The organism is Curtobacterium sp. PhB136 (genome assembly GCF_004346855.1).
Taxonomy (GTDB): domain Bacteria; phylum Actinomycetota; class Actinomycetes; order Actinomycetales; family Microbacteriaceae; genus Curtobacterium.
In genome coordinates, this window is the sequence record NZ_SMGH01000007.1 from 332,469 (window position 1) to 354,397 (window position 21,929).

Below are 21,929 nucleotides of genomic sequence, written 5' to 3' on the forward strand. Positions count from 1 at the left end.
CGGGTCGGGCCGCCGACTACACGAAGGCAGCCTGGCCCGTGATGGCGCGGCCGACGATGAGGGTGTTCACCTCGCGGGTGCCCTCGTAGGAGTAGATCGCCTCGGCGTCCGCGAAGAACCGGGCAACGCCCTTGTCGAGCACGATGCCGTTGCCGCCCTGCACCTCACGGCACCAGGCGACGGTCTCACGCATCTTCGCCGTTGCGAACGCCTTCGCCAGCGCGGAGTGCTCGTCCTCACCGGCGCCGGCGTCCTGCATCGCCGACGCCTGCGTGCAGAGGGCGATCGACGCGGTGATGTTCGCGAGCGACTTCACGAGGAGGTCCTGCACGAGCTGGTGCGCGGCGATCGGCTTGCCGAACTGGATCCGCTCCCTGGCGTAGGACAGTGCGGCCTCGTAGGCGCCGACCGCGATGCCGATGGCCTGCCAGGCCACCTCGGTGCGGGTCAGGCGGAGGACCTCGGCGGTCGCACGGAACGAGTTCGCCCGCTGGAGCCGGCGGGACTCGGGGACGCGCACGTCCGTCATCACGATGTCGGCGTTCTGCACGCCGCGGAGCGCGATCTTGTCCTCGATCTTCGTGGCGGTGAAGCCCGGGGTGTCGGTCGTGACGAGGAAGCCCTTGACCTGCCCGTCGGCGACGTCCTTCGCCCAGATCACCACGACGTCGGCGAACGTGGCGTTGCCGATCCAGCGCTTCTCGCCGTCGAGGACCCACTCGTCGCCCTCACGGCGCGCCGTGGTCCGGAGGCCCTTCGCGGAGTCGCTCCCGGAGTACGGCTCGGTGAGGCCGAACGCGCCGATGAGCTCACCCGCTGCCATGCGGGGCAGCCACTCGCGCTGTTGTTCCTCGCTGCCGGCGACCGCGATCGAGTTCATCGCGAGGCCGGACTGCACGCCGATGAAGGTGGCGACGCTGGCGTCGACCCGGCCGAGCTCGAGCGCCGCCCACCCGCGGTAGACGGCGGAGTTCTCGAACTGCCGCACGAGCGGGACACCCGGCCCGTACATGCCGAGCTCCGCGAGCGGCGCGATGACCTGCATCGGGAACTCCGCACGAGCCCAGTAGTCGTCGGCGATGGGCGCGACCTCGCGCTCGAGGTACTCCCGGAGTCGCCCGATCGACGCACGCTCCTGGTCGGAGAGCTGCAGCGCGAACCCGTAGAAGTCGGATTCGAGCAGGGTGGTCGTGGGCGTCGACGTTGACATGGGAACCACGATGCATCATTCTCGGAAACGTTGCAAGGGAGGAACGCGATGAGGACGTCGGATTCCGCTGTGCGCGCCTTCCAGGAGGCCCGCCACACCTTCATCGCCGGCGAACGGATCGACATGGGCGCGTTGGCCGCCTCGCTCGGCGTGGACCGCACGTCCCTGTTCCGGTGGGTGGGGAACCGTGACCGGCTGCTCTCCGAGATCCTCTGGTCCCTGGCGGTGCCGACGCTCGACGGCGCCGCCCGAGCTGCCGACGCCGCGGGATCCGTCGGAGCCGCACGCATCGTCGACGTGCTCGACCGGTTCACCGCGGACCTCATCGTGGCGCCGTACTTCCGCGCGTTCCTGACGCGGGAGCCCGCCCGGGCACTGCGGCTCCTCACCACCTCGTCGAGTGACGTGCAGAGCCGGCTCGTCAGCGTGGTGAGCACCATGGTCGAGGCCGAGCAGATGTCCGGCGAGTTCGACCCGGCGCCATTGTCCGCCGAGGAGCTCGCCCGGCTGCTCGTCCGGATCTCCGAGTCCTTCACGTACGCCGACCTGATCTCCGGCGAGACCCCCGACCCCGTCCGGGCCCGAGCCGCGTTCGAGTACCTCCTGCGCCCCACCACCCCATCGACCGGAGCACCATGACCATCGACGAGTACCCGTTCCGCCGCACCTACCCCACCCGGTGGAACGACAACGACATGTTCGGGCACGTGAACAACACGATCTACTACAGCGCGATGGACAACGCCGCGACGTACTGGTTCCGGGAGCAGGCCGGCCTCGACCCGTTCTCGTCCGAGTGGATCGCCGTCCTGGTGTCGTCGAGCTGCCGGTTCGTCGAGTCGGCCGTGTGGCCGGACGTCATCGACGTCGGGATGCGATCGAAGCACCTCGGGAACACGAGCCTCTCGTGGGAGTTCGGCCTCTTCCGGCAGTCCGACGGCGCCCTGCTCGCGACCGGCGAGTTCGCGCACGTCATCATCGACCGCGAGGGCGCCCGCCGCCCGATCCCCCTGCCGACCGACCTCCGCGCCCTCGTCGAGGGCACGATGGTCGCCGTCGACGCCTGACCCCTGCGACGTCGCGCCCCCGCACGGACATCGCACCTCGGTGTGGTGGGGCGCGATGTCCGTGGCGGGGCGCGAAGTGTCGTGCGGCGTCCGCCTAGCGGCTCAGCGCCGCGAACTCGAGGTTGATGTCGTCGGGGTCCTGCACGGACAGGATCGTCATGCCGGCCTGGCCGAGCTCCGTGACCTCGCCGTGCTCGACCCCGGCGGCGTCGAGTCGCGCGGCAGCTTCGTGCAGCTCGTCGACGGAGCCGACGACGAAGCTGACGTGGTCGAGCCCGACGGTGTCCGGGTCGAACCGCTGCCCGGCGGGAGCGACCGGCCGCAGCCCGAACACCTGGTCGCCGAGCTGGAACACGCAGCCGCCGTAGAAGCGCTCGCGGTCGTCACGGACGCCTGGCTCGTCCACCTGGTCGCTGAAGTCGATCACCGGATCGGCGCCGAGCAGCTGCTGGTAGAACGCCTTGCTCCGGGCGATGTCGGTCACGGTGACCCGCACGTGGGCGAGTGCGGTCGGGCGTGCGATCGGTTCGGTCATGGTGGTGTTCCTCCGTGGTCGGACGGACGCCGGACCCCGGCGCCCCAACCGACACAACGCGCACGACCTCGGAGGCACCCGACTCCGCGCGGAGACCGGACACACGGCACGCCGCACAACCGAAAGCAGCTCGCACCACGGGATCCCGTGGTGCGAGCTGACTTTGGTTGTGCGGGCCGCCGGCAGCCGCCGCGCACGCAGCCGCCGCGCAGCCGCCGCAGCGCGCTAGAGCAGCGCGTCCGTCAGGTGGTTCGGCGTGCCGAAGCGGTGCGCCGTGATCGACACCGCCTGCTCGCGGAGGAACGGGAGCATCTCGAGGCGCCCGGCCTCGGTCACCGGCTCCGCGTAGACCGCGACGTCGGGGCGCCCGTCCACGGCCGAGTACAGCGCCGATGCGGATCCGCCGATGAGCCGCACGCGGGTCGACGGCCCAGCGGCCACCCGGGCTCCGAACGCCTCGTCGGACTCCGACGACACGACCGACCGGACGTTCGGCAGCGCGGCGATCGCCGGCGGCACGGGACCGGCCGACGAGACGTCGATCGTCGTCCCAGCACGGAGCGCAGCCGCGACGACCCGGACGAGCGACTCGACCGACAACGACGCAGACGAAGACGCGGACACAGACGAAGCAGACGAGGACGCAGCCGCAGCCGCCAACCGCACGTGCACCCCCGGGTACGGCAGGTACCGCGCGATGTTCCGCTCCGCCGACAGCGCCGACACGTCGGTCGCCACGCCGAACAACGACGTCCACGCGAGCTCGTCGGACGCGATCGCCCGCGACAGCGACGCCGACGAGATCCCGGAGGCCCGGACGAACGACGACACCGGCGCGGAGACGGGAGCCCCGGCGGTCGCAGCAGCGGGAGCCCAGGACCCGAGCGCGAACAGGTAGTTCACGCCACCGGCCTTGGTGCCGGCCCCCACTGCGGACTTCTTCCACCCGCCGAACGGCTGCCGGCGGACGATCGCCCCGGTGATGCCGCGGTTCACGTAGAGGTTGCCGGCGTCGATGCGGGAGAGCCACGTGCCGATCTCGGACGGGTCGAGCGAGTGCAGCCCCGAGGTGAGGCCGTAGTCGACCTCGTTGACGATGTCGATCGCCTCGTCCAGCGACGACGCGGTCATGACGCCGAGGACCGGGCCGAAGTACTCCGTCTTGTGGAAGTCCGAACCACGCTGCACGCCGCCGCGGACACCGGGGCTCCAGAGCTTGCCGGACTCGTCGAGGCGACGGGGCTGCACGGCCCAGGTCTGGCCGGGCTCGAGCGTCGTCAGCCCGTCGAGCAGCTTGCCCGCAGCGGGTTCCACGACCGGCCCCATCTGTGACGTCGGGTCGGACGGGTACCCGACGGTCAGCGAGGACACCGCGTCGATCAGCTGCGAGTGGAACCGGCGCGACTTCGCGACGGACCCGACGAGCACCACGAGCGAGGCCGCGGAGCACTTCTGTCCGGCGTGGCCGAACGCCGACGCGACGACGTCCTTCACGGCGAGGTCGAGGTCCGACGACGGCGTGACGATGATCGCGTTCTTGCCGGAGGTCTCGGCGAGGAGCGGCAGGTCCTGACGGAAGGAGCGGAACAGCGCGGCGGTCTCGTACGCACCGGTGAGGATCACCCGGTCGACGAGCGGCGACGCGACGAGCGCGGTACCCAGGGTCGATTCCTCGACGTCGACGAACGCGAGCACGTCAGCGGGAGCGCCGAGGGCGTCGAACGCGGTCGACATGACCGACGCCAGCACCGCACCGCAGCGCGCGGCCGGCGGCGCGGGCTTCAGCACGACGGCGGACCCGGCGGCCAGCGCGGCGAGCGTCGACCCGGCCGGGATCGCGACGGGGAAGTTCCACGGCGGCGCGACGAGCGTCAGGCGGGCGGGCGAGAACGCCGCACCGTCGACGTCGTCGAGGGAGGCGGCGAGGTCACCGTAGAAGTGCGCGAAGTCGATCGCCTCGGACACCTCGGGGTCGGCCTGGTCGATCGTCTTCCCGGTCTCGGCGGCCATCACCTCGATGAGGGCGGCGCGGTTCGCCTCGAGTGCATCGCCGACGGCGTGCAGCACCGCGCCGCGCGCGGCACCGGACCAGGTCCCCCAGACCGCGCCGGCGCTCTGGACGCGTTCCAGGACGGACGTGAGCTGCGACTCGGACGAGAGGCGAGCCTCCCGGACGCCCGATTCGCCGAGCGTCGAGGACGCGACCCGGGCCGTGATCGCGGCACCCCACGACCGGACCGCCGCGACCGAGGGGTCGCTGTCCGGAGTGTTCTCGAAGTGGCCGGGCGTGGGCCGGCCGACGGCGGCGTAGCGGTCCGCGACGCGGTGCGACGCCGGAGCGTCGAGACCGCCGGGCTGCGCCAGCGGTGCGAGGGACGCGCGGAACCGGGACTCCTCGCGGGCGAAGAGCGGCGGCGAGGACTGCAGCGAGAACACCGCGGACATGAAGTTGTCCTGCGACGCCCCTTCTTCGAGCCGGCGGATCAGGTACGCGATCGCGACGTCGAACTCGCCCGGGTGCACGACCGGAGTGTAGAGCAGGAGCGACCCGACGGTCTTGCGGACGGCGGCCGCCTGGCCCTGCGCCATGCCGAGCAGCATCTCGAACTCGATGCCGTCGCGGACGCCGCGCTCCCCGGCGAGCAGCCACGCGTGCGCGACGTCGAACAGGTTGTGCCCGGCGACGCCGACTCGGACGTTGGCGACGCGGGAAGGGGTGAGCGCCCAGTCGAGCACCCGCTTGTAGTTCGTGTCCGAGTCCTGCTTGGTGTGCCAGGTGGCGAGCGGCCAGCCGTGCACGGACGCCTCGACCTGCTCCATCGGCAGGTTCGCGCCCTTCACGAGCCGGACCTTGATGCCGACGCCCCCGCGGGCACGGCGGCCGGCCGACCACTCCTGCAGGTGCTGCATCGCGGAGAGCGCGTCGGGCAGGTACGCCTGCAGGACGATGCCCGCCTCGAGCTCGAGGAACGCCGGCTCGTCGAGGAGCCGGGTGAAGACCGCGATGGTGAGGTCGAGGTCCTTGAACTCCTCCATGTCGAGGTTGATGAACTTCTTCGGCGACGAGTCCGCTGCACGCTGGAACAGCGGGCGGAGCTTGTCGACGATGTCGGTGACGGCGTGGTCGAACGCCCACGGCGAGTGCGGGTGCACCGTCGAGGAGACCTTGATCGACACGTAGTCGACGTCGTCCCGCGCCAGCAGCTTGTGGGTGCCCTCGAGCCGGCGGGCGGCCTCGCCCTCGCCGAGCACGGCCTCGCCGAGCAGGTTCACGTTGAGCCGGACGCCGTCCTGACGGATCTTCGCGATGGCCGGACCGAGCTTCGCGTCGGTCGCGTCGACGATGAGGTGGCCGACCATGTTCCGCAGCACGCGTCGGGCGATGGGGACGACGACCGACGGGAGGCTCGGTGCCAGTCCGCCACCGAGCCGCACCAGGCCGCGGAGCGCGCTGGGCAGGAACCCGGGAGCGTCCGGCGCGATGGCGCTCAGCTTGCGCGCGGCGACGCCGAGGTCCTCCGGACGGACGACGCCGTCGACGAAGCCGACCGCGAACGCCAGGCCCTTCGGGTCGGCCAGCACGCCGGCGAGCTGCTTCGCGGAGCCGTCGACGGGGTACGTCTCGGCCTCGGCCAGCCACTGGCGCACGAGGGCGACGGACGCGTCGGCGAGGTCGTCGTGGTCGGTCGAGGAGGCTGCGTCGGAGCGCGGCTGGACGTCGGTCATGGGATCAGTGTGTCGTCTGCGGTTTCGGTAGCGGAAGCGAATTGTTCTGACGCATACCGTGCAGTTGAACTACGCTTTCCCCATGCTCGACGTCCGCCGCCTGGTGCTCCTCCGCGAGCTCTCGATCCGGGGCACCGTGGCCGCCGTCGCCGAGGCCGCGAACCTCACCCCGTCGGCCGTCTCGCAGCAGCTCGCCGTGCTCGAGCGCGAGGCCGGCGTGCAGCTCCTCCGGAAGGCCGGGCGCCGTCTGCAGCTCACCCCGCAGGCCGAGGTGCTCGTGACCGCGGCCGGCGACGTGCTCGACACGCTCGACCGCGCACAGGCGTCCGTGGAGTCGACGCTCACCAGCGTGCAGGGGCGGATCCGGGTCGCGGTGTTCCAGTCGGCGGCGCTCGCACTGATGCCGACCGCGCTCCGGATCATGGCGACCGAGCACCCCGGCGTCCGCGTCGAGATGGTGCAGCGCGAGCCGGAGACCGCACTCAACGAGACCTGGGCGCGGGACTTCGACATGGTCGTCGCCGAGCAGTACCCCGCACACGCCGCACCGCGCTTCCCCGGGCTCGACCACCGCGACCTGACGACGGACCCGGTGCGGCTCGCGCTGCCGCCGGTCGACACCGCGCTCTGGCCGGTCGACTCGCTCGCGTCGGCCGCGGGGCTGCCGTGGGTGATGGAGCCGCGCGGGGCCGCGTCGCGCCACTTCGCCGAGCAGACCTGCCGCCGCGCGGGCTTCGAGCCCGACGTGCGGTACGAGACCGCCGACCTGCAGGCCCAGATCCGCCTGATCGAGTCCGGGAACGCGGTCGCGCTGATGCCGGACCTGGTGTGGGCCGGCCGCACCACCACGTGCCGGCTGCTGGAGCTGCCCGACCCCGCCCGACGGACGCTCTTCACGGCGCAGCGCCTGGCGAGTGCCGAGTCCCCGGCAGTGACGGCGTTCCGGGCTGCACTGGAGCAGGCGGCCTCGGCCTCCCGGTCCTGAGGTCGCACCCCCAACCCTGGTCACATTCCGGTCACGCGATCCCCGCGGGCGCGCGGGTATCAGTACGATCCGATCACGCCTGAGGATTCTCGGCGAACTCTTATGATCCGGTCCCGTGACCGGACCTGAACACCCTGGGGGAACCCGTGCACCGCAGCACATCCGGCGTCCGACGCGCCTGCGCCGTCGGCACCACCATCGCGCTCATCGGCCTGACGACCGGCTTCGGCGTCTTCTCCGCGACGGCGGCGTACGCCGTCGATCACGGCGCCGCGTCGTCCGTCTCCGCCAACCCCACCGACGCTGACGGCGGCGCGGCGGGCACCGGCGACGGCGCTCCCTCCGTCGACGACACCACGGACGGCCAGCCCGACGCCGGTGCCGGTGCCGGTGCCGGTGCCGACCAGACGAACACCGGGTCCGACCAGGCCGCTGGTGACTCGTCCGGCCAGGGCACCGACGGTTCCGACGCAGGCAACACCGCGGGCAACACCGAGGGGACCGGCGACACCGGCACGGGCACGGGCACCGGCACCGGCACCGGCACCGGCGACACGAGCACCGACGGCACGACCGGCTCGGGTACCGGCACCACCAACCCGTCCGACACAGACCCGTCCGACACCGACGGCGGCGGCGCCACCACCGCCGTGGCGCCCGCCCCCGTCGCCGCGACGATCAAGGGCGACGCGAAGGTCGGCACCGTCCTCGAGGCCAGCGCCGACGAGCTCGAGGGCCCCTACGCCTACGCGTGGTCCCTCGACGGCGGCCCGGTCGTCTCGACGAAGACCTCGTACACGATCACGAAGGCCGACATCGGCAAGACGATCACCGTCGTGATCACCGGCGCCGACGACGCCACCGCCACGGCCACCACGGCCGCGGTCACCCAGGACGTCGCCTACGACGGCGCGACGTCGTACGACGCCCCCCGCACCATCGAGGTCACCGCCGGCGACACCATCGAGGAGTCCTTCGCGGTCGCCGAGGGCAGCGGCGACGTGACGTACTCGATCGGCTACTCCGACCCGGAGAGCGCCGACCCGAGCGACCCGGACGACTCCCCCGAGTCGTACCTGCCGTACGAGAGCGTCTTCGACACCACGACGGGCACCCTGAGCGGCACGCTGACCACCGCGAGCGCCTACGACTTCACCGTCGTCGCGAGCAACGGCACCTCGACCGCGACCGAGTACGTCGAGGTCGTCGTCGACCCGGCCGCCGCCGTCGGCGTGCTGGCCCAGGCGATCAACACCTCGCCCGAGGACCTGTTCGAGAACGGCAAGCCCGCGACCGCCTGGATCATCAACTGGACCGGCGAGGTCGTCCAGATCGACATCCCCGCGGACATCGAGAACGACGACGTGACCATCACGCCGGGCGGCAAGCCCACCGTGAAGCAGGGCGGTTCGCTCTGGGTCGACGGCTCCCCGGTGGACCAGTACGGCAACCAGACCACCGATTGGGACGGCGAGGGCGAGTACCCGATGGCGACGGTCACGAGTGACCACGCCACCGACCAGGTCAGCGTGGACGAGGACACCTTCACGTCCAAGGTCACCTTCCCGCACGCGTCGACCCACGTCCTGACGGTGGCCGAGGACGGCCAGTCCGTCTCCTTCGCCGTCACGGTCGTGCCGACGGCGACCACCACCGTCGCCACGGTCACGCCGACCGCGACGTCCGGCGGCCAGACGCAGCAGCTCGCCTACACGGGTTCGGACGCCACCGGCGCCCTGCCCTGGGCGCTCGCGATGCTCGGCGCCGGTGCCGGCCTCGTCGGCCTCCGCGCGGTGCGTCGACGCACCCAGCGCTGACCGCGGGCCCTGACCGCCGGCAGTGACCGACGGCACTGACCGCAGGGAGGCTCGACTCGGCCCCGCCAGACCACGCACGTGGTCCGGCGGGGCCGTTTCGTTCCGCACCCGCGCCCGGCGGCGTCGGTAGCGTTGGCACCATGCCCACGCTGCTGCACGTCGACTCCTCCGCCGATCTCCGCCACTCCCGCTCGCGCGCCCTGACCGCCGCGTTCGCCGACGCCTGGCGCGCCCGGGGTCCGGAGTACACGGTCGTGGTCCGCGACCTGCACACGTCGCCGCTGCCGCACCTGGAGACCTCGGCGTTGCACTGGGCCGCCGGTGACCGCACCGCCGAGGAGTCGGTCGACCCCGCGGCGGAGGCCCTCCGCCAGGACGTCATCGACGAGCTGCTCGCTGCCGACGTCGTCGTGGTCGGCGCTCCGCTGTACAACTACACGGTGCCCTCGAGCCTCAAGGCCTGGATCGACCGGATCCACGTCCCCGGGGTGCTTGCGGGCGACGTGCAGCCGCTGGCCGGTCGCCCGGTCGTGACCGTCGTCAGCCGCGGTGCCACCTACGACGCCGGGACCCCGACCGAGCACTGGGACCACGGCTCCCCCGTCCTCGAGCTGATCCTCGGGACCGCGCTCGGGATGCGGCAGTACCCGGTCACCGTCAGTGCCACCCTGGCCGACCGGCTGCCGGAGCTGGCTCCGCTCGCCGACCACGCCGCCGCCGAGTTCGCCGACGCGAAGACCACCCTGGAGCGCCTCGCCACCACCCTCTGAACCCGCGGGTGGTAGGCCGTCCGTCAGGACGCGTGCGCGAGCTGATGGACGCGCTGCGGTGAGAGTCCGAGCACCGATGCGGTCTCGGCGTACGTGTACCCGTCGGCCCGCATGGCGCGAACGACCTCGCGCGCCAGGGTGGCGGCTTCCGCGGCCTCGGTCCGAGCCGCCTCGGCCTTCCGACGCGACACCTCCCACTTCGCCCGGGTGTCGTCTGGGATGTCGAAGTACACGTCGATCTCGACATCCGTCTCCGGGACGTCCAGCGTCAACGCGACGCATTCGCGCGCCATCCACGCCACGTCGGCCACGCGCCGCGCCTGCGTCGCTGCACCGGCAGCCGGGATGTCGATTGCCCACCAGCGGCCTTCTCGGTGCGCTCGTGCTTCGTAGACCGCCATGCTCACTCCGTTCATCGCCAGCTCCCCGGGTGTCCGGGAAACGCTGCACCACCTGCCGGACCACGCCGGGACTGATCTCTCTGTGTCGTGGCAGCACGAGCCGGCCGTCGCCGTGCGGTCCACACCACACCTCGTGGCTGCCCTTGATGCGATCGAGCCACCAGCCCTTCGCCCGGAGGAACGTGGTCACGTCCCGGTGCCGCACTGCTCGAGCCACGGTATCAATTCCCTCTTGTCGTTGCCATCAAGGAGCACTAGATGTGCGCCCGTCACGACAACGCTACGAAGACCGCCGAACGCGCGAGACCGACACCGATGACCGGTGGAGAAGTGCCGCTCCGCCAGCGGCTGTGGAGGAGTCAGGCGGGGCGGATCTCGCCGGCGCGGCCGAGCAGGTCCGCGTGGAACGCCGTCTGCGTCAGCGCGCTCGCGAGCAGGAAGCCCCGCATCGACTCGATCCCGCCGCTGAACGGCACGCGGGACGCCACCGCGAACAGCGTCGGTGTGTCGAGGGCGTCCAGGGCCTCGGCGACGTGCCGGCTCCGCTCCTCCCGGTGCCGCACGAGGATCCGCGCGCGCGACACCACGTCCGCGAACCGGTACTCGTGCCCCGGGCAGACCTCGAGCGCCGCGTACCCGTCGAGCCGCGCGAGCGACGCCAGGTAGTCGCCGAGCGGGTTCGACGCGGTGCGACCCCCGAGGCCGATCCCGGAGTTGATCCGCGGCAGGACGTGGTCACCGGTGAAGAGCAGCCCGTCGGGCTCGTCGAGGAAGCAGAGGTGCCCGGCGGTGTGCCCCGGCGTCCAGATCGCCCGGAGCGACCGGCCGGCCACGGGCAGCAGGTCGCCGTCGTCGAGGAACACGTCCGCGTACGGCGGCTCCGTCGCGCCGAGACCGATCCGACGACCGATCCCCCACGCGTCGCTCAGGCCGGACCGGAACTCGTGCGGCACACCCCACGTGGCGATGTCGGCCTCGTGCCGAGCGGCGTCGGCACGCTCGTCCTCGAGCGCGCGGACCTCGAGCCCGTGCATCGCGATCCGGGCGCCGGAGGCACGACGGACGGCGGCGGCCGCGCCGAGGTGGTCGGCGTGCAGGTGTGTGACGGCGACGAGCCCGACGTCGGACACCGACCTGCCGATCTGCCGGAGCCCCTCGGAGAGCGCGTCGAGCGAGCCGTCCTCGCTCCACCCGGGGTCGACCAGGGTGAGCACCCCGTCGGTGCCCTCGATCACGTAGACGAGCGTCGCGTCCGGGACGCCGAACCGGAACGGGACCGCGAGGGTCCAGATGCCCGGACGGACCTCCTCGACCGGCGGGAGCACCCCCTCGGCGAGCGCGCGTGCCTGGACGGGACTGATCGGCTCCGGGGCGGGGGCTGCGGGGGGCGTCGTCACCCGGCCACTGTAACGACGCGACCGGCGGGCGGCGGCCACCCGGGCGGTGCTGACCGGAGCCCCGACAACGCGACCCGCGGGGCGGAGCCGACCCGAGCCTCCCGGCCGGTGTCGACCGGAGCACCTGCGTGACCGCGTAGACAGGACGCATGGAGATCGCACCGATGCTCGCCAAGGCCGTCCCGGACGTCCCGGAACCCGACAGCGTGAAGGGCGGCCTGCGCTACGAGCCGAAGTGGGACGGGTTCCGCGGCATCGTGACCGTCGACGGTGACGACGTCGAGATCGGCAGCCGCGGCGCCAAGCCCCTCACCCGGTACTTCCCCGAGCTCGTCGCGGCGTTCCGCGCCCAGTTCGGCGGGCGGGACCACCCGGTCGTCCTCGACGGCGAGGTCGTGCTGCGCTCCGGCGAGCCCGGGAACGAGCGCCTGGACTGGGAGGCGCTGTCGCAGCGCATCCACCCCGCGGAGTCGCGGATCACGAAGCTCAGCGTGGAGACGCCGGCGCAGTTCGTGGCGTTCGACCTGCTCGCGGCGGACGGCGCCGAGCTGACGGACCTGCCGTTCGACGAGCGACGGGCACGGCTGGAGGCACTGGCGGCGGACCTCGAAGACCCGCTGTTCGTCACCCGGACCACGCTCGACGTCGACCTGGCCCGCGAGTGGCTGACGACGTTCGAGGGCGCCGGACTCGACGGGGTGGTCGCGAAGCCGCGGACCCGTCCGTACGAGCCGGGCAAGCGCTCGATGCTCAAGGTGAAGCACCACCGCACCGCCGACGTCGTCGCGATCGGGTACCGCATCCACAAGAGCGGCACCGGCGTCGGCTCGCTGCTCGTCGGCCTGTACGGGGACGACGGGGAGCTGCGGCAGGTGGGCGGTGTGTCCGCCTTCTCGGACAAGCGCCGGGTCCAGTTGGTCGACGAGCTCGAGTCCGTCGTGCTCCGAGATGCGGACGGGAGGCCCGTCACCGGTGACGGGGAACGGTCGCGGTTCTCGTCGGGTCGCGACACGTCCTTCGTCCGCCTGCAGCCGTCGGTGGTGCTGGAGGTCCGCTACGACCAGATGGAGGGCGCGCGGTTCCGGCACACGGTGCAGTTCGAGCGGTGGCGGCCGGACCGCGACGCGCGCTCGTGCGGGTTCGAGCAGCTCGAGGTCCCGGCGGCGTACGACCTGCGGGACGTGCTGGACTGAGCCGTGCTTGCCGGCTCGTCGGGCGGCTCGTCGGGCCGCTCGTCAGGCCGCTCGTCGGGCGCTCGTCGGGCCGCTCGTCGGGCCGCTCGTCGGGCCGCTCGTCAGGCCGCGATGCGGAAGCCGATGTGGCTCATCCCGGTGTCGATCTCCTGTCCCCGCCTGGCGGCCGGTCGGTAGCGGCGGCAGTAGCTGTCGGCGCAGAGGAACGAGCCGCCCTTGACCACGCGGCGCTCGACCCCGGCGTGCTCGTCGGTCTCGGGTGCGCAGCAGTCGTGCGCGGTGGCGTGCTCGACGTACGGGTCGCTGGTCCACTCCCACACGTTGCCCGCGGTGTCGTGCAGGCCGTACCCGTTCGGCGGGAACGACCCGACCGGCATCGTGCTGCCGTACCCGCGGTCTGCGCGCCAGGGGAACTCACCGTGCCAGTAGTTCGCACGCGGGCCGCCCTGGGGGCCCGCCGCACCCGGCCGCTCGGGGTCGTTCCCCCACGTGAACTCGGCCCCGTCGAGGCCGCCGCGCGCTGCGTACTCCCACTCGGCCTCCGTCGGCAGGCGACCGCCCGCCCAGTCGGCGTAGGCAGCGGCGTCCTCGTGCGCCACGTGCACGACCGGGTGGTCGGCACGGTCCGCGATGGTCGCGCCGGGGCCGAACGGCCGACGCCAGTTCGCGCCGGGGGTCCACGCCCACCACTGGCTGAGGTGCCGGAGGTCCACCGGTCCGCTCGTCCCGGTGAAGACCATGGAGCCGGCGTGCAGGTTCTCCGGCGGGGCGCCGGGGAACAGTGCGGGATCGAGCGGCCGCTCGGCCACCGTGCGGTACCCGGTCGCCCGGGTGAACGCCGCGAACTCCCGGTTCGTCACGGGCTCCGGGGCGATCGCGAAGGTGTCGACCGTGACCCGCCGAGCGGGGGCCTCCTCCGGGTAGTGCGCGTCGGAGCCCATCGTGAACGTCCCGCCGGCGATGCCGACCATCGCGATGGTGTGGCGGGTCACGGTCTTCGCCGGCATCCTCAGTCGCCCGCCAGGAACGACTGCAGCTTGTCGACCGCCTGGTCGATGCTGAACGTCGCCGCGCGCTGCCGGGGCGGGAACTCCTCGAACGTGTCGAGGAACTCCGTCACCAGCGCCGTCGCCGCGAGGAGCAGGTAGTCGTTCTCGAACAACCAGTCGAAGTACGTGTTCGAGGTGACGTCCGCGCGTTCGAACGGGTCCGTCCGCAGGTTGTAGAGCTTCGGGACGCGGAGCGTGACGAACGGGTCGAACCAGACCTGCAGGGTGCCGGCGACCCGCTGCTCCATGAAGACGGCCTTCCAGTTGTCGAACCGGAGCGCGAGGACGTCGCCGTCGTCGGAGAAGTACACCAGTCCCGGCCGCGGCCCCTTCTCCGCAGCACCGGTGAGGTACGGCAGGAAGTCGTACCCGTCGATGTGCACCTTGTAGGTGCGGTCGCCGATGGTCTTGCCGGCCTTGAGCTCGTCGACCGTCGTGGTGTCCCCGACCGCGGCGAGGAACGTCGGGAACCAGTCGTGGTGCTGGATGATCGCGTTCGAGATCGACCCGGCCTCGATGTGCCCGGGCCAGCGGATCATCTGCGGGACGCGGAAGGCGCCCTCCCAGTTCGTGTTCTTCTCGCTTCGGAACGGGGTCATGCCGGCGTCCGGCCAGGTGTTCATGTGCGGCCCGTTGTCCGTGGAGTAGATCACGATCGTGTCGTCCGCGATCCCGAGCTCGTCGAGCTGGTCGAGGAGCGACCCGACCACCCGGTCGTGGTCGATCATCGTGTCGTGGTAGGTCGACTGCCAGCGGCCCGCCTGCCCGATGCTCTCCGGCTTCGGGTGGGTCCGGAAGTGCATGTGGGTGGTGTTCATCCAGACGAAGAACGGCGTCTCGGACTCGGCCTGACGTCCGATGAAGTCCATCGCGGCGTCCGCGAACTCCTCGTCGATCCGCTCCATCCGCTTCTTGGTCAGCGGACCGGTGTCCTCGACGCGCTGCTTGCCCCGGCGGCCGTAGCGGCCGTCGACGGTGTCGTCGTCCTCGTCGGTGGCCCACGAGTGGATCACCCCGCGGGGACGGGCGCGGTCGTTGAACGCCGGGAACTCCTCGACCGACGGCCAGTTCGCGGACTCCGGCTCCTCCTCCGCGTTCAGGTGGTAGAGGTTCCCGTAGAACTCGTCGAAGCCGTGCGCCGTCGGCAGGAAGTCGTTCTTGTCGCCGAGGTGGTTCTTGCCGAACTGGCCGGTCGCGTACCCGTGGGGCTTCAGGACCTCGGCGATCGTCGGGTCCTCGAAGCGGAGCCCGAGGTCGGCACCGGGCATGCCGACCTTGCTCAGCCCGGTCCGGAACACACTCTGCCCGGTGATGAACGACGAGCGACCCGCCGTGCAGCTCTGCTCCCCGTACGAGTCGGTGAACCGCATCCCCTCGTCCGCGATCCGGTCGATGTTCGGCGTGCGGTACCCCATCAGCCCGTCGCTGTACGCGCTCAGGTTCGTGATCCCGATGTCATCGCCCCAGATCACCAGGATGTTCGGCTTGTCCTTCGGCATCGCGCCCTCCTCGGTTCGTGGCGAGCACGGCGTCGGCGCCAGCTCGCGGTCCTGTGGGGAGCCTGCTCGTCCGGCGCTCGGCACGGGCCACCCAGTGCGGGTGAGATCCCGATCCTCACCCGTTCGGGGTGGCGGCTCCCGGCCCGAACCGCAGCACGATGATCGGCACCACGGAGGTCGCACCACGCAAGGAACGAGGACCCATGGGCCGGAACCACGCACTGCGCTCGACGATCGCGGCCGTCACGGTCGCGCTCCTCGCCCTCGGCGCCGTCGCCACGACGGCAGTCCCCGCGATGGCCGCCGATCCGGCAGCCCTCGAGGTGAACAAGCTGGTGGACGGTGGGAAGAGCGCGACCGTCGGTCCCGGTGACGAGTTCACGTTCACCATCCGCCTCGGCTGCGACGACGCGGACTGCGTCAACGCACGGATCGACGACACGATCCCGGTGCAGCTCGCCGGGTTCCCGATCGTGGACCTCAGCGCGAGCCCGCCGAACCCGGCACCGCCGGCCGCTCCGGACTGGGTCGTCTCGCACACCGGCTGTGGCGGCACACCGCCCACCGTCGTCACCGCCGATCCGCCATGCGTCGGCACGCTCCAGTTCGTGCAGCCGCTCGCGGACGGGTCCCAGGGGCTCGCTGCCGGCCAGGCCTACACGCTCACGGCGACGCTCCGCGTCCCCGACGACCTCCCCCCGACCTGGGCGTACAACGGCACCCCGATCACGAACACCGGCACCGGCACCGCCGACAACGCGGCGACGACGTCGAGCGGCGCGACGATCACCGTGGACGTACCGACCACCGTCGACGTCGACACGACGAAGGGCTGGACACCCACGAGCGAGCGGTACTCACCCGGCGTCACGTCCACCGTCGACCTCTCCGCGACGAACACCTCGAACACGCCGGCGAGCTCCATCGTCGTCCAGGACCCGGCGGACGCCGCGGACGGCGCGACGGCACTCGCCGCCACGAACCCGTTCCGGTACGTCGACGTCGCCGGACCCGGTACCGTCACCCTGCCTGCGGGCGCCACCGCGGTGCAGGTCGACGCGTACGTCCTCGACCCCGCGACCGGCACGTACCACTGGGTGACCGGGACGCCAGGACCGGCGGGCTCGGCGGCGTTCCCCGCCGGGGTCGACCCCGGCGACGTCGCCGGCATCCGGTACACCTTCACCGGCGACGGCGGCGCCGTGCTCACGCCGGGAGCCCCGGCCGCGGCCGTGCACGTCGACGTCGCCCAGCGCGAGACCGAACGCGGCACCGATGCCCCGCTCGGCGCCGGGTGGACGCTCACCAACACCGCCGACGCCACCGTCGCCGTGCCCGGGCAGGACCCGGCGACCGAGAGCGCGTCCGCCGACCACACCGTCACCCCGACGACCCTGGCGGCGGACGTGACGAAGAGCATCACACCGGCACGTCTCCCCGCCGGCGCATCGGCGGCCGGGACCATCACCGCGACGAACACGTCGGACGGCCCCGTCGAGCAGCTGCGGATCAGCGACCTCGACTACTTCACCGAGGACGTCTCGTTCGCCGGGTTCACGAGCCCGCTGACCTACCCCGCGACCGCGTCGGGTGCCGACGTGGTCTGGCACTTCAGCGACGGCACGACGCGGACCGATCCGTTCGCCGACGGCGACACCCCCGCACCCGCAGCGCCGGCGGGGACCTTCGTCACCGGGTTCGAGCTCGTGTACGACGGTCCGGTCGACGCCGGCGCGACCACGACGGCACCGTTCGGGATCGACACCGCCGCCGACGCCGCCGACGCCGGGACACTCCGGACCACGAACGCCGCCCGCGCCGTCGTGACCAACGGCGACGCGACCGCGGACGACGCCGCGTCCGCACCCCTCGACGTGTTCGCTCCGGACATCGAGATCGCGCTGACGAAGGCCCTCAGCCCGCAGGAACCGATCGCACCAGGGGGCACGGTCGTGGCGCAGCTCCCGGCGACCACCAGCACGGACTCCGCGTTCGTCACCCCGACGACGATCACCGTCGAGGACGTCGCACCCACGCCGCACGACCAGAGCTCCTTCTGGAACGCGTTCGACCCGGTCGCGATCGCGCCGACGCAGGTCCCCGCCGGCACCACGCTGACCATCGAGTACACGACCGACGACGGCGACACGTGGCAGCCCCTGCCGATCGACGGCCTCCCGGCAACCGGCCCGACGAGCTTCTCCGGCACGATCCCCGCGGACCTGCAGGGCGAGGTCACCGGGCTCCGGTTCGAGTTCACCGACCCGGACGGCTTCCCCCAGGGCACGACCGTGCAACCCAACGTCGTCGCACAGGCACGGGCGGACCAGCGCTGGGGCGGCGACCCGACGAGCACCCCCGACGCCGGACCCACCACCTACACGAACCACGCCACCGCGCAGGGCGAGGGCAGCGTCGACGGCGGCACCACCATCGTCAGCGACCCCGCCGAGGCCGACGCCGACGCCGCGATCGAGTCGGTCACCGGCGACGGCAGCACCATCGCCGGGAAGCGGTGGACCGACACCGACTTCAGCACCGACCGTGCCACCGTCGACAGTCAGTCCGGTGCCCAGGTCGGGACGGTCCTGCAGTGGGGAGCCCGGACGACCGGCACCTCGGCGATCACCGTCACCGATCCGGCCGGCAACGCGGACGACCCCGCCGACACCGTGTTCCAGGCGTTCGACCTCCGCGCGATCGCCCCGGTGCCGACGAGCGTCGACCCGCTCTGGCGCTGGGACACCGTCGCGTCCGTCGAGCTGTTCAGCGACGGGACCTGGTCCACGGTCCCGGCACCGGCCACGGGCTGGGTCGACGGCAGCGGCTTCGTCGGGTACACGCTCTCCGCCGACCAGAGCGCCGTCACGACCGGCGTCCGGATCACCGTCGTCCCGAACGACGACGCCCGAGCGTCGAGCACCGATCCGACACGGCCGGTCCCGGGCTCCGGTATCGCCACCAGCACCACGCCGCGACCGTTCGACCTCACCTGGCAGCTGCGGAACGTCCTCCGGGTGCCGGGGGACGCCGGCGACCGCTGGGTGAACGGCACCACCGAGTACGACCTCAGCACCGCGGGGTCGATCCGGAACACCGTGCAGGTCAGCGCGACGACGGACGACGGCGTGGAGACCGCGTCCGCATCCGACGACCTCGTGATCCTCGACCGTCCGCCGCTCGTCGGCGTGACCAAGGCCTCCGAACACGACACCGTCACCATCCCGGCCCGCGGTGACGTCGACCCGGGCGACTACCCGACGAACGACGTCACGGTCACCGCCAGGAACGGCTCCGCGTCCCGCGCCTCGTACGTCCGCGTGACCGACCCGATGCCCTGCACGCCGGCGTCCCTCTCCGACTGCACGAGCGACCCGGATGCCTGGGCGGCGGACCCGTTCGCCGATGCCGGGTACACCACCAGCAACCCGTTCGAACGGTTCACACTGACCGGTCTCGACTTCGCCTTCGACGCGAGCGAGGTCGATGCCGACGCGTCGACGGTGACGCTGTTGCACCGCGCCGACGACGGGACGACCTCGACCAGCACCACGTCGATCTCGGGTGCCAGGGCTGCCACCGCCGCCCAGCTCGCCGACGTCGTCGGTGTCAGTGTCGTCTACCAGGGCACGGACCCCGCGGAGACCGGGGGGACGATCTCGTCCGGCGACGCGCTGACCATGACGATGCACACGCAGCTCCGCGCCACCCTCCGGAGCTTCCCCGCCGTCCCCGTCACGGTGACGACCGTCACGAACCGGGCCTTCGCGCAGTCCTACGACCCGGTCCTGGCTCCGTCCGGACAGACGAGCACCCCCACCGACTCGGCGGCTGCCGACGTCGCCCTCGTCCGCGGGGTGCTCGACGCCACCGCCACGAAGACGTTCGACCCGGACACCCTCCTCGAAGCCGACCGGGCGGACACGGTCGACGTGACGCTCACCGGTGCGCAGGGCCCCGACGCGACCGTCGCGCCGGACACCGTCACGGTCGAGGACACGGACACCGGCTTCTGGAACGACGTGCGCCTCGTGTCCTTCTCCCCCGACGACGTCACGTTCCCCGCCGGCGCCGACCGCGTCCGGGTCGACGTCCGCTCCGACGGCGGGTCCACATGGCAGCTCGGCACGGCCTCGGCGACGGCGACCCTGCCGACGTCCGACCTCGCGGCGATCACCGGCATCCGGTTCGTGTTCGACCGTGCCGACGGCGACGTCCTCTCCCACGCCCGCCCGCCGACACCCTGGACCGCCACCGCGGTGCTCCACGTCCGCGTGCTCGACACCGCCCGCGACGGCGACCCCGTCCCGTTCCCCGGGACGATCGACGACACGACCACGGTCACCGCGCACCGCACCGACGACACCCTGTTCCCGGACGCGACGGCGACCGGCACGGACGAGCTGACGCTCGACCCGGGAACGCGGACCCTGGACATCGTCAAGGCCCCGGCGAACGACCAGCACACCGTGGCGGTCGGCTCCCCCGTCCCGTGGACCATCACGATGCACAACACGGGGACCGGCATCATCACCCTGCCCTCGGTCCGCGACGAACTGCCGGACGCCCTGAGCTGGGACGGCACCGACCCGACGTTCAGCACCAGTGCCGGCGGGACCCTCGCCACCACCGTCACCACCGCCCGGGCCGACGACGGGGCCATCGTGTTCACCTGGCCGACCGACGGCGACCGGATGGCACCGGACGAGACCTTCACGATCACCATCCCGCTCGTCCTGCAGCCCGGACTCCACGAGGGCGAGCGCACGACGAACACCGTCGTCGCACGGACCGGCGCGGCGCTCGACGGCTGCACGAACGACTCCGGCAACGGCCAGGGCATCGTTCCCGACCTGCCCGCCGACCAGTGCGGCACGACGAACTACGTCCAACCGACGCCCGGGCCCGCCCTCCGCACCAGCAAGGCCGTCCGCGGGGACGTCGTCGATCCGCTGGTGTCGGGCGCATCGGACCCATCGGACCCCACCCGCTCCTGCACACCGGACGCTGACGGCTACTTCCTGCCGCCCTGCGTCGCCGAGACCCGGGTCGGTGGGACCGACCAGTGGCGTCTCGCCGCGACGAACACCGGCACGGTGGACCAGACCACCGTGACCTTCGTGGATCCGCTCCCGCAGCCCGGCGACGTCCTGCTCGCGACCGGCTCGGCGCGCGGCAGCACCTACCGGCCGGTCTTCGACGGCACCTTCGGGGTCGAGATCACGGCGCCGGCCGGATCGACCACGAGCTGGCAGGTCACCACCGACCCGACGGTCTGCTCGAGTGCCGGTGGGACCACGTGGACGTCGGATCCGACCTGTGCCGCGAACACCTGGACCGACAGCGCCGACTACTCCGGCGACTGGCACGCGGTCACCGGCATCCGCATCCTCGTCGACGCCGCCGCAGCCGGCGGGGTCGTCCCCGGTGGCTCGGTGTCCGCCGACTACCGCACCGTCGACGAACCCGCCTCCGCCGCGGACCCCGACGGTGTGCCGGCGACCGTCCCGCTCGCGGACGCGATCGCGTACGACCAGGTCGGCACCACCGTCACGCTCGCCGACGGCGGACTGCCGATCTCGCAGGCGCCCGTGAAGGTGGGAGTCGCGCCGACGGCCGGTGCGATCCTCGTCCGGAAGCACGTGACCGGCGCCGGCGCCGATCGTGCGCCGACCCGGTTCACGGCGGACGTCCGGTGTTCCGTGGCCGGCGTCGAGCTCGACCTGGGCGACGCGGCACAGCTGGAGCTCACGGCGGCGAACGGGTTGGAGGCACGGGTCGACGGCATCCCGGTGGGCGCCGACTGCGTCGTCACCGAACACGGCGCAGCAGGGGCGTCCGGCGAGGACTCCCGCACGGTCACGCCGGGCACGGTGCGGATCCTGGTCCGGTCGACGCCGGACGAGGCCGTTCCGGATCTGCAGGTGGTGACGATCACGAACACCTACGACTTCACGCCGACGCCACCCACGCCGCCGACGCCGCCGGCCCCGGCGCCGACGCCGTCGTCGGGCGGGACGGGCACCGGCGGGGGTGGCTCGTCGGGGACCGTGACCGGCTCGGGGAACCTGGCGTTCACGGGGATGGACGGTGCCGGCGCGATGTCGATGCTCGTCGTCGCAGCGCTCGCACTCGGCGCGGGACTCGTCCTGCGGCGTGCCGCACGCCGTCGCCGGTGATGCCACGAGCGGGCCGGAGCCCGGCCCGCTCTGTCCGATCTCCGTCAGTAGTTAGACGTCCTAGTAACTCCGTGGAATGATCGTTCTCAGCGGCACCCGGG

14 protein-coding genes are annotated in these 21,929 nt (G+C 72.2%); 7 read left to right on the plus strand and 7 right to left on the minus strand.

Annotated elements, in window-relative coordinates:
- Positions 1 to 16: 16 nt before the first annotated feature.
- Complete coding sequence (locus EDF27_RS13540) at positions 17 to 1,210, minus strand: acyl-CoA dehydrogenase family protein (RefSeq protein ID WP_132049307.1); 1,194 nt, start codon at positions 1,208 to 1,210, stop codon at positions 17 to 19.
- Between the two features lie 69 nt (positions 1,211 to 1,279).
- On the opposite strand from EDF27_RS13540, the gene EDF27_RS13545 reads away from it, so the two are divergent.
- Complete coding sequence (locus EDF27_RS13545) at positions 1,280 to 1,849, plus strand: QsdR family transcriptional regulator (RefSeq protein ID WP_243698352.1); 570 nt, start codon at positions 1,280 to 1,282, stop codon at positions 1,847 to 1,849.
- Positions 1,846 to 2,277, plus strand: coding sequence for a thioesterase family protein (locus EDF27_RS13550; protein ID WP_132049311.1), 432 nt, complete (start codon positions 1,846 to 1,848; stop codon positions 2,275 to 2,277). Before EDF27_RS13545 ends, EDF27_RS13550 begins: the two co-directional genes overlap by 4 nt.
- A gap of 94 nt (positions 2,278 to 2,371) precedes the next feature.
- On the opposite strand, the gene EDF27_RS13555 is transcribed toward EDF27_RS13550, so the two are convergent.
- Both EDF27_RS13555 and EDF27_RS13560 read right to left on the minus strand, forming a co-directional pair.
- Positions 2,372 to 2,812: a VOC family protein gene (locus tag EDF27_RS13555; RefSeq protein ID WP_132049313.1), complete on the minus strand. Its 441-nt coding sequence runs from the start codon at positions 2,810 to 2,812 to the stop codon at positions 2,372 to 2,374.
- Between the two features lie 225 nt (positions 2,813 to 3,037).
- On the minus strand, positions 3,038 to 6,538 hold the full coding sequence (locus tag EDF27_RS13560) for a bifunctional proline dehydrogenase/L-glutamate gamma-semialdehyde dehydrogenase (RefSeq protein ID WP_132049315.1): 3,501 nt from the start codon (positions 6,536 to 6,538) through the stop codon (positions 3,038 to 3,040).
- A gap of 82 nt (positions 6,539 to 6,620) precedes the next feature.
- Between EDF27_RS13560 and EDF27_RS13565 the strand changes: the two genes are divergently transcribed.
- From EDF27_RS13565 to EDF27_RS13575, 3 genes are all read left to right on the plus strand, one after another.
- Positions 6,621 to 7,523, plus strand: a complete 903-nt coding sequence (locus EDF27_RS13565) for a LysR family transcriptional regulator (protein WP_123653022.1) — start codon at positions 6,621 to 6,623, stop codon at positions 7,521 to 7,523.
- 146 nt (positions 7,524 to 7,669) lie between these two features.
- On the plus strand, positions 7,670 to 9,340 hold the full coding sequence (locus EDF27_RS13570; protein WP_132049317.1) for a hypothetical protein: 1,671 nt from the start codon (positions 7,670 to 7,672) through the stop codon (positions 9,338 to 9,340).
- Positions 9,341 to 9,480: 140 nt separating this feature from the next.
- The gene (locus tag EDF27_RS13575) at positions 9,481 to 10,110 is read left to right on the plus strand and encodes an NAD(P)H-dependent oxidoreductase (protein WP_123704504.1); all 630 of its coding nucleotides are present in this window, start codon (positions 9,481 to 9,483) and stop codon (positions 10,108 to 10,110) included.
- Positions 10,111 to 10,133: 23 nt separating this feature from the next.
- Here EDF27_RS13575 and EDF27_RS13580 read toward each other — a convergent pair whose 3' ends face one another.
- Both EDF27_RS13580 and EDF27_RS13590 read right to left on the minus strand, forming a co-directional pair.
- Positions 10,134 to 10,526: a sigma-70 region 4 domain-containing protein gene (locus EDF27_RS13580; RefSeq protein WP_132049319.1), complete on the minus strand. Its 393-nt coding sequence runs from the start codon at positions 10,524 to 10,526 to the stop codon at positions 10,134 to 10,136.
- Between the two features lie 344 nt (positions 10,527 to 10,870).
- Positions 10,871 to 11,908 carry an MBL fold metallo-hydrolase gene (locus EDF27_RS13590; protein WP_165931495.1) on the minus strand — a complete coding sequence of 346 codons (1,038 nt, stop codon included), beginning with the start codon at positions 11,906 to 11,908 and terminating at the stop codon, positions 10,871 to 10,873.
- Between the two features lie 149 nt (positions 11,909 to 12,057).
- Here EDF27_RS13590 and EDF27_RS13595 point away from each other — a divergent pair, with 149 nt between their 5' ends.
- A complete protein-coding gene (locus EDF27_RS13595; protein WP_132049323.1) occupies positions 12,058 to 13,101 on the plus strand; it encodes an ATP-dependent DNA ligase in 1,044 nt (347 codons plus the stop codon).
- A gap of 101 nt (positions 13,102 to 13,202) precedes the next feature.
- Here the strand turns inward: EDF27_RS13595 and EDF27_RS13600 are convergent, their stop codons facing one another.
- Both EDF27_RS13600 and EDF27_RS13605 read right to left on the minus strand, forming a co-directional pair.
- Positions 13,203 to 14,093 carry a formylglycine-generating enzyme family protein gene (locus tag EDF27_RS13600; protein ID WP_347812802.1) on the minus strand — a complete coding sequence of 297 codons (891 nt, stop codon included), beginning with the start codon at positions 14,091 to 14,093 and terminating at the stop codon, positions 13,203 to 13,205.
- A gap of 17 nt (positions 14,094 to 14,110) precedes the next feature.
- On the minus strand, positions 14,111 to 15,649 hold the full coding sequence (locus EDF27_RS13605; RefSeq protein WP_123653015.1) for an arylsulfatase: 1,539 nt from the start codon (positions 15,647 to 15,649) through the stop codon (positions 14,111 to 14,113).
- A 203-nt stretch (positions 15,650 to 15,852) separates the two neighbouring features.
- Here EDF27_RS13605 and EDF27_RS13610 point away from each other — a divergent pair, with 203 nt between their 5' ends.
- A complete protein-coding gene (locus EDF27_RS13610) occupies positions 15,853 to 21,828 on the plus strand; it encodes a DUF5979 domain-containing protein (protein WP_165931496.1) in 5,976 nt (1,991 codons plus the stop codon).
- The last annotated feature ends 101 nt before the right edge of the window (positions 21,829 to 21,929 follow it).

Bases quoted from the DNA above. Each gene is read 5' to 3' on its own strand.
- EDF27_RS13550 (WP_132049311.1), top strand. From the start codon at position 1,846: ATGACCATCGACGAGTACCCGTTCCGCCGCACCTACCCCACCCGGTGG.
- EDF27_RS13540 (WP_132049307.1), bottom strand. From the start codon at position 1,210: ATGTCAACGTCGACGCCCACGACCACCCTGCTCGAATCCGACTTCTAC.
- EDF27_RS13555 (WP_132049313.1), bottom strand. From the start codon at position 2,812: ATGACCGAACCGATCGCACGCCCGACCGCACTCGCCCACGTGCGGGTC.
- EDF27_RS13605 (WP_123653015.1), bottom strand. From the start codon at position 15,649: ATGCCGAAGGACAAGCCGAACATCCTGGTGATCTGGGGCGATGACATC.
- EDF27_RS13575 (WP_123704504.1), top strand. From the start codon at position 9,481: ATGCCCACGCTGCTGCACGTCGACTCCTCCGCCGATCTCCGCCACTCC.
- EDF27_RS13565 (WP_123653022.1), top strand. From the start codon at position 6,621: ATGCTCGACGTCCGCCGCCTGGTGCTCCTCCGCGAGCTCTCGATCCGG.
- EDF27_RS13610 (WP_165931496.1), top strand. From the start codon at position 15,853: ATGGGCCGGAACCACGCACTGCGCTCGACGATCGCGGCCGTCACGGTC.
- EDF27_RS13560 (WP_132049315.1), bottom strand. From the start codon at position 6,538: ATGACCGACGTCCAGCCGCGCTCCGACGCAGCCTCCTCGACCGACCAC.
- EDF27_RS13580 (WP_132049319.1), bottom strand. From the start codon at position 10,526: ATGAACGGAGTGAGCATGGCGGTCTACGAAGCACGAGCGCACCGAGAA.
- EDF27_RS13595 (WP_132049323.1), top strand. From the start codon at position 12,058: ATGGAGATCGCACCGATGCTCGCCAAGGCCGTCCCGGACGTCCCGGAA.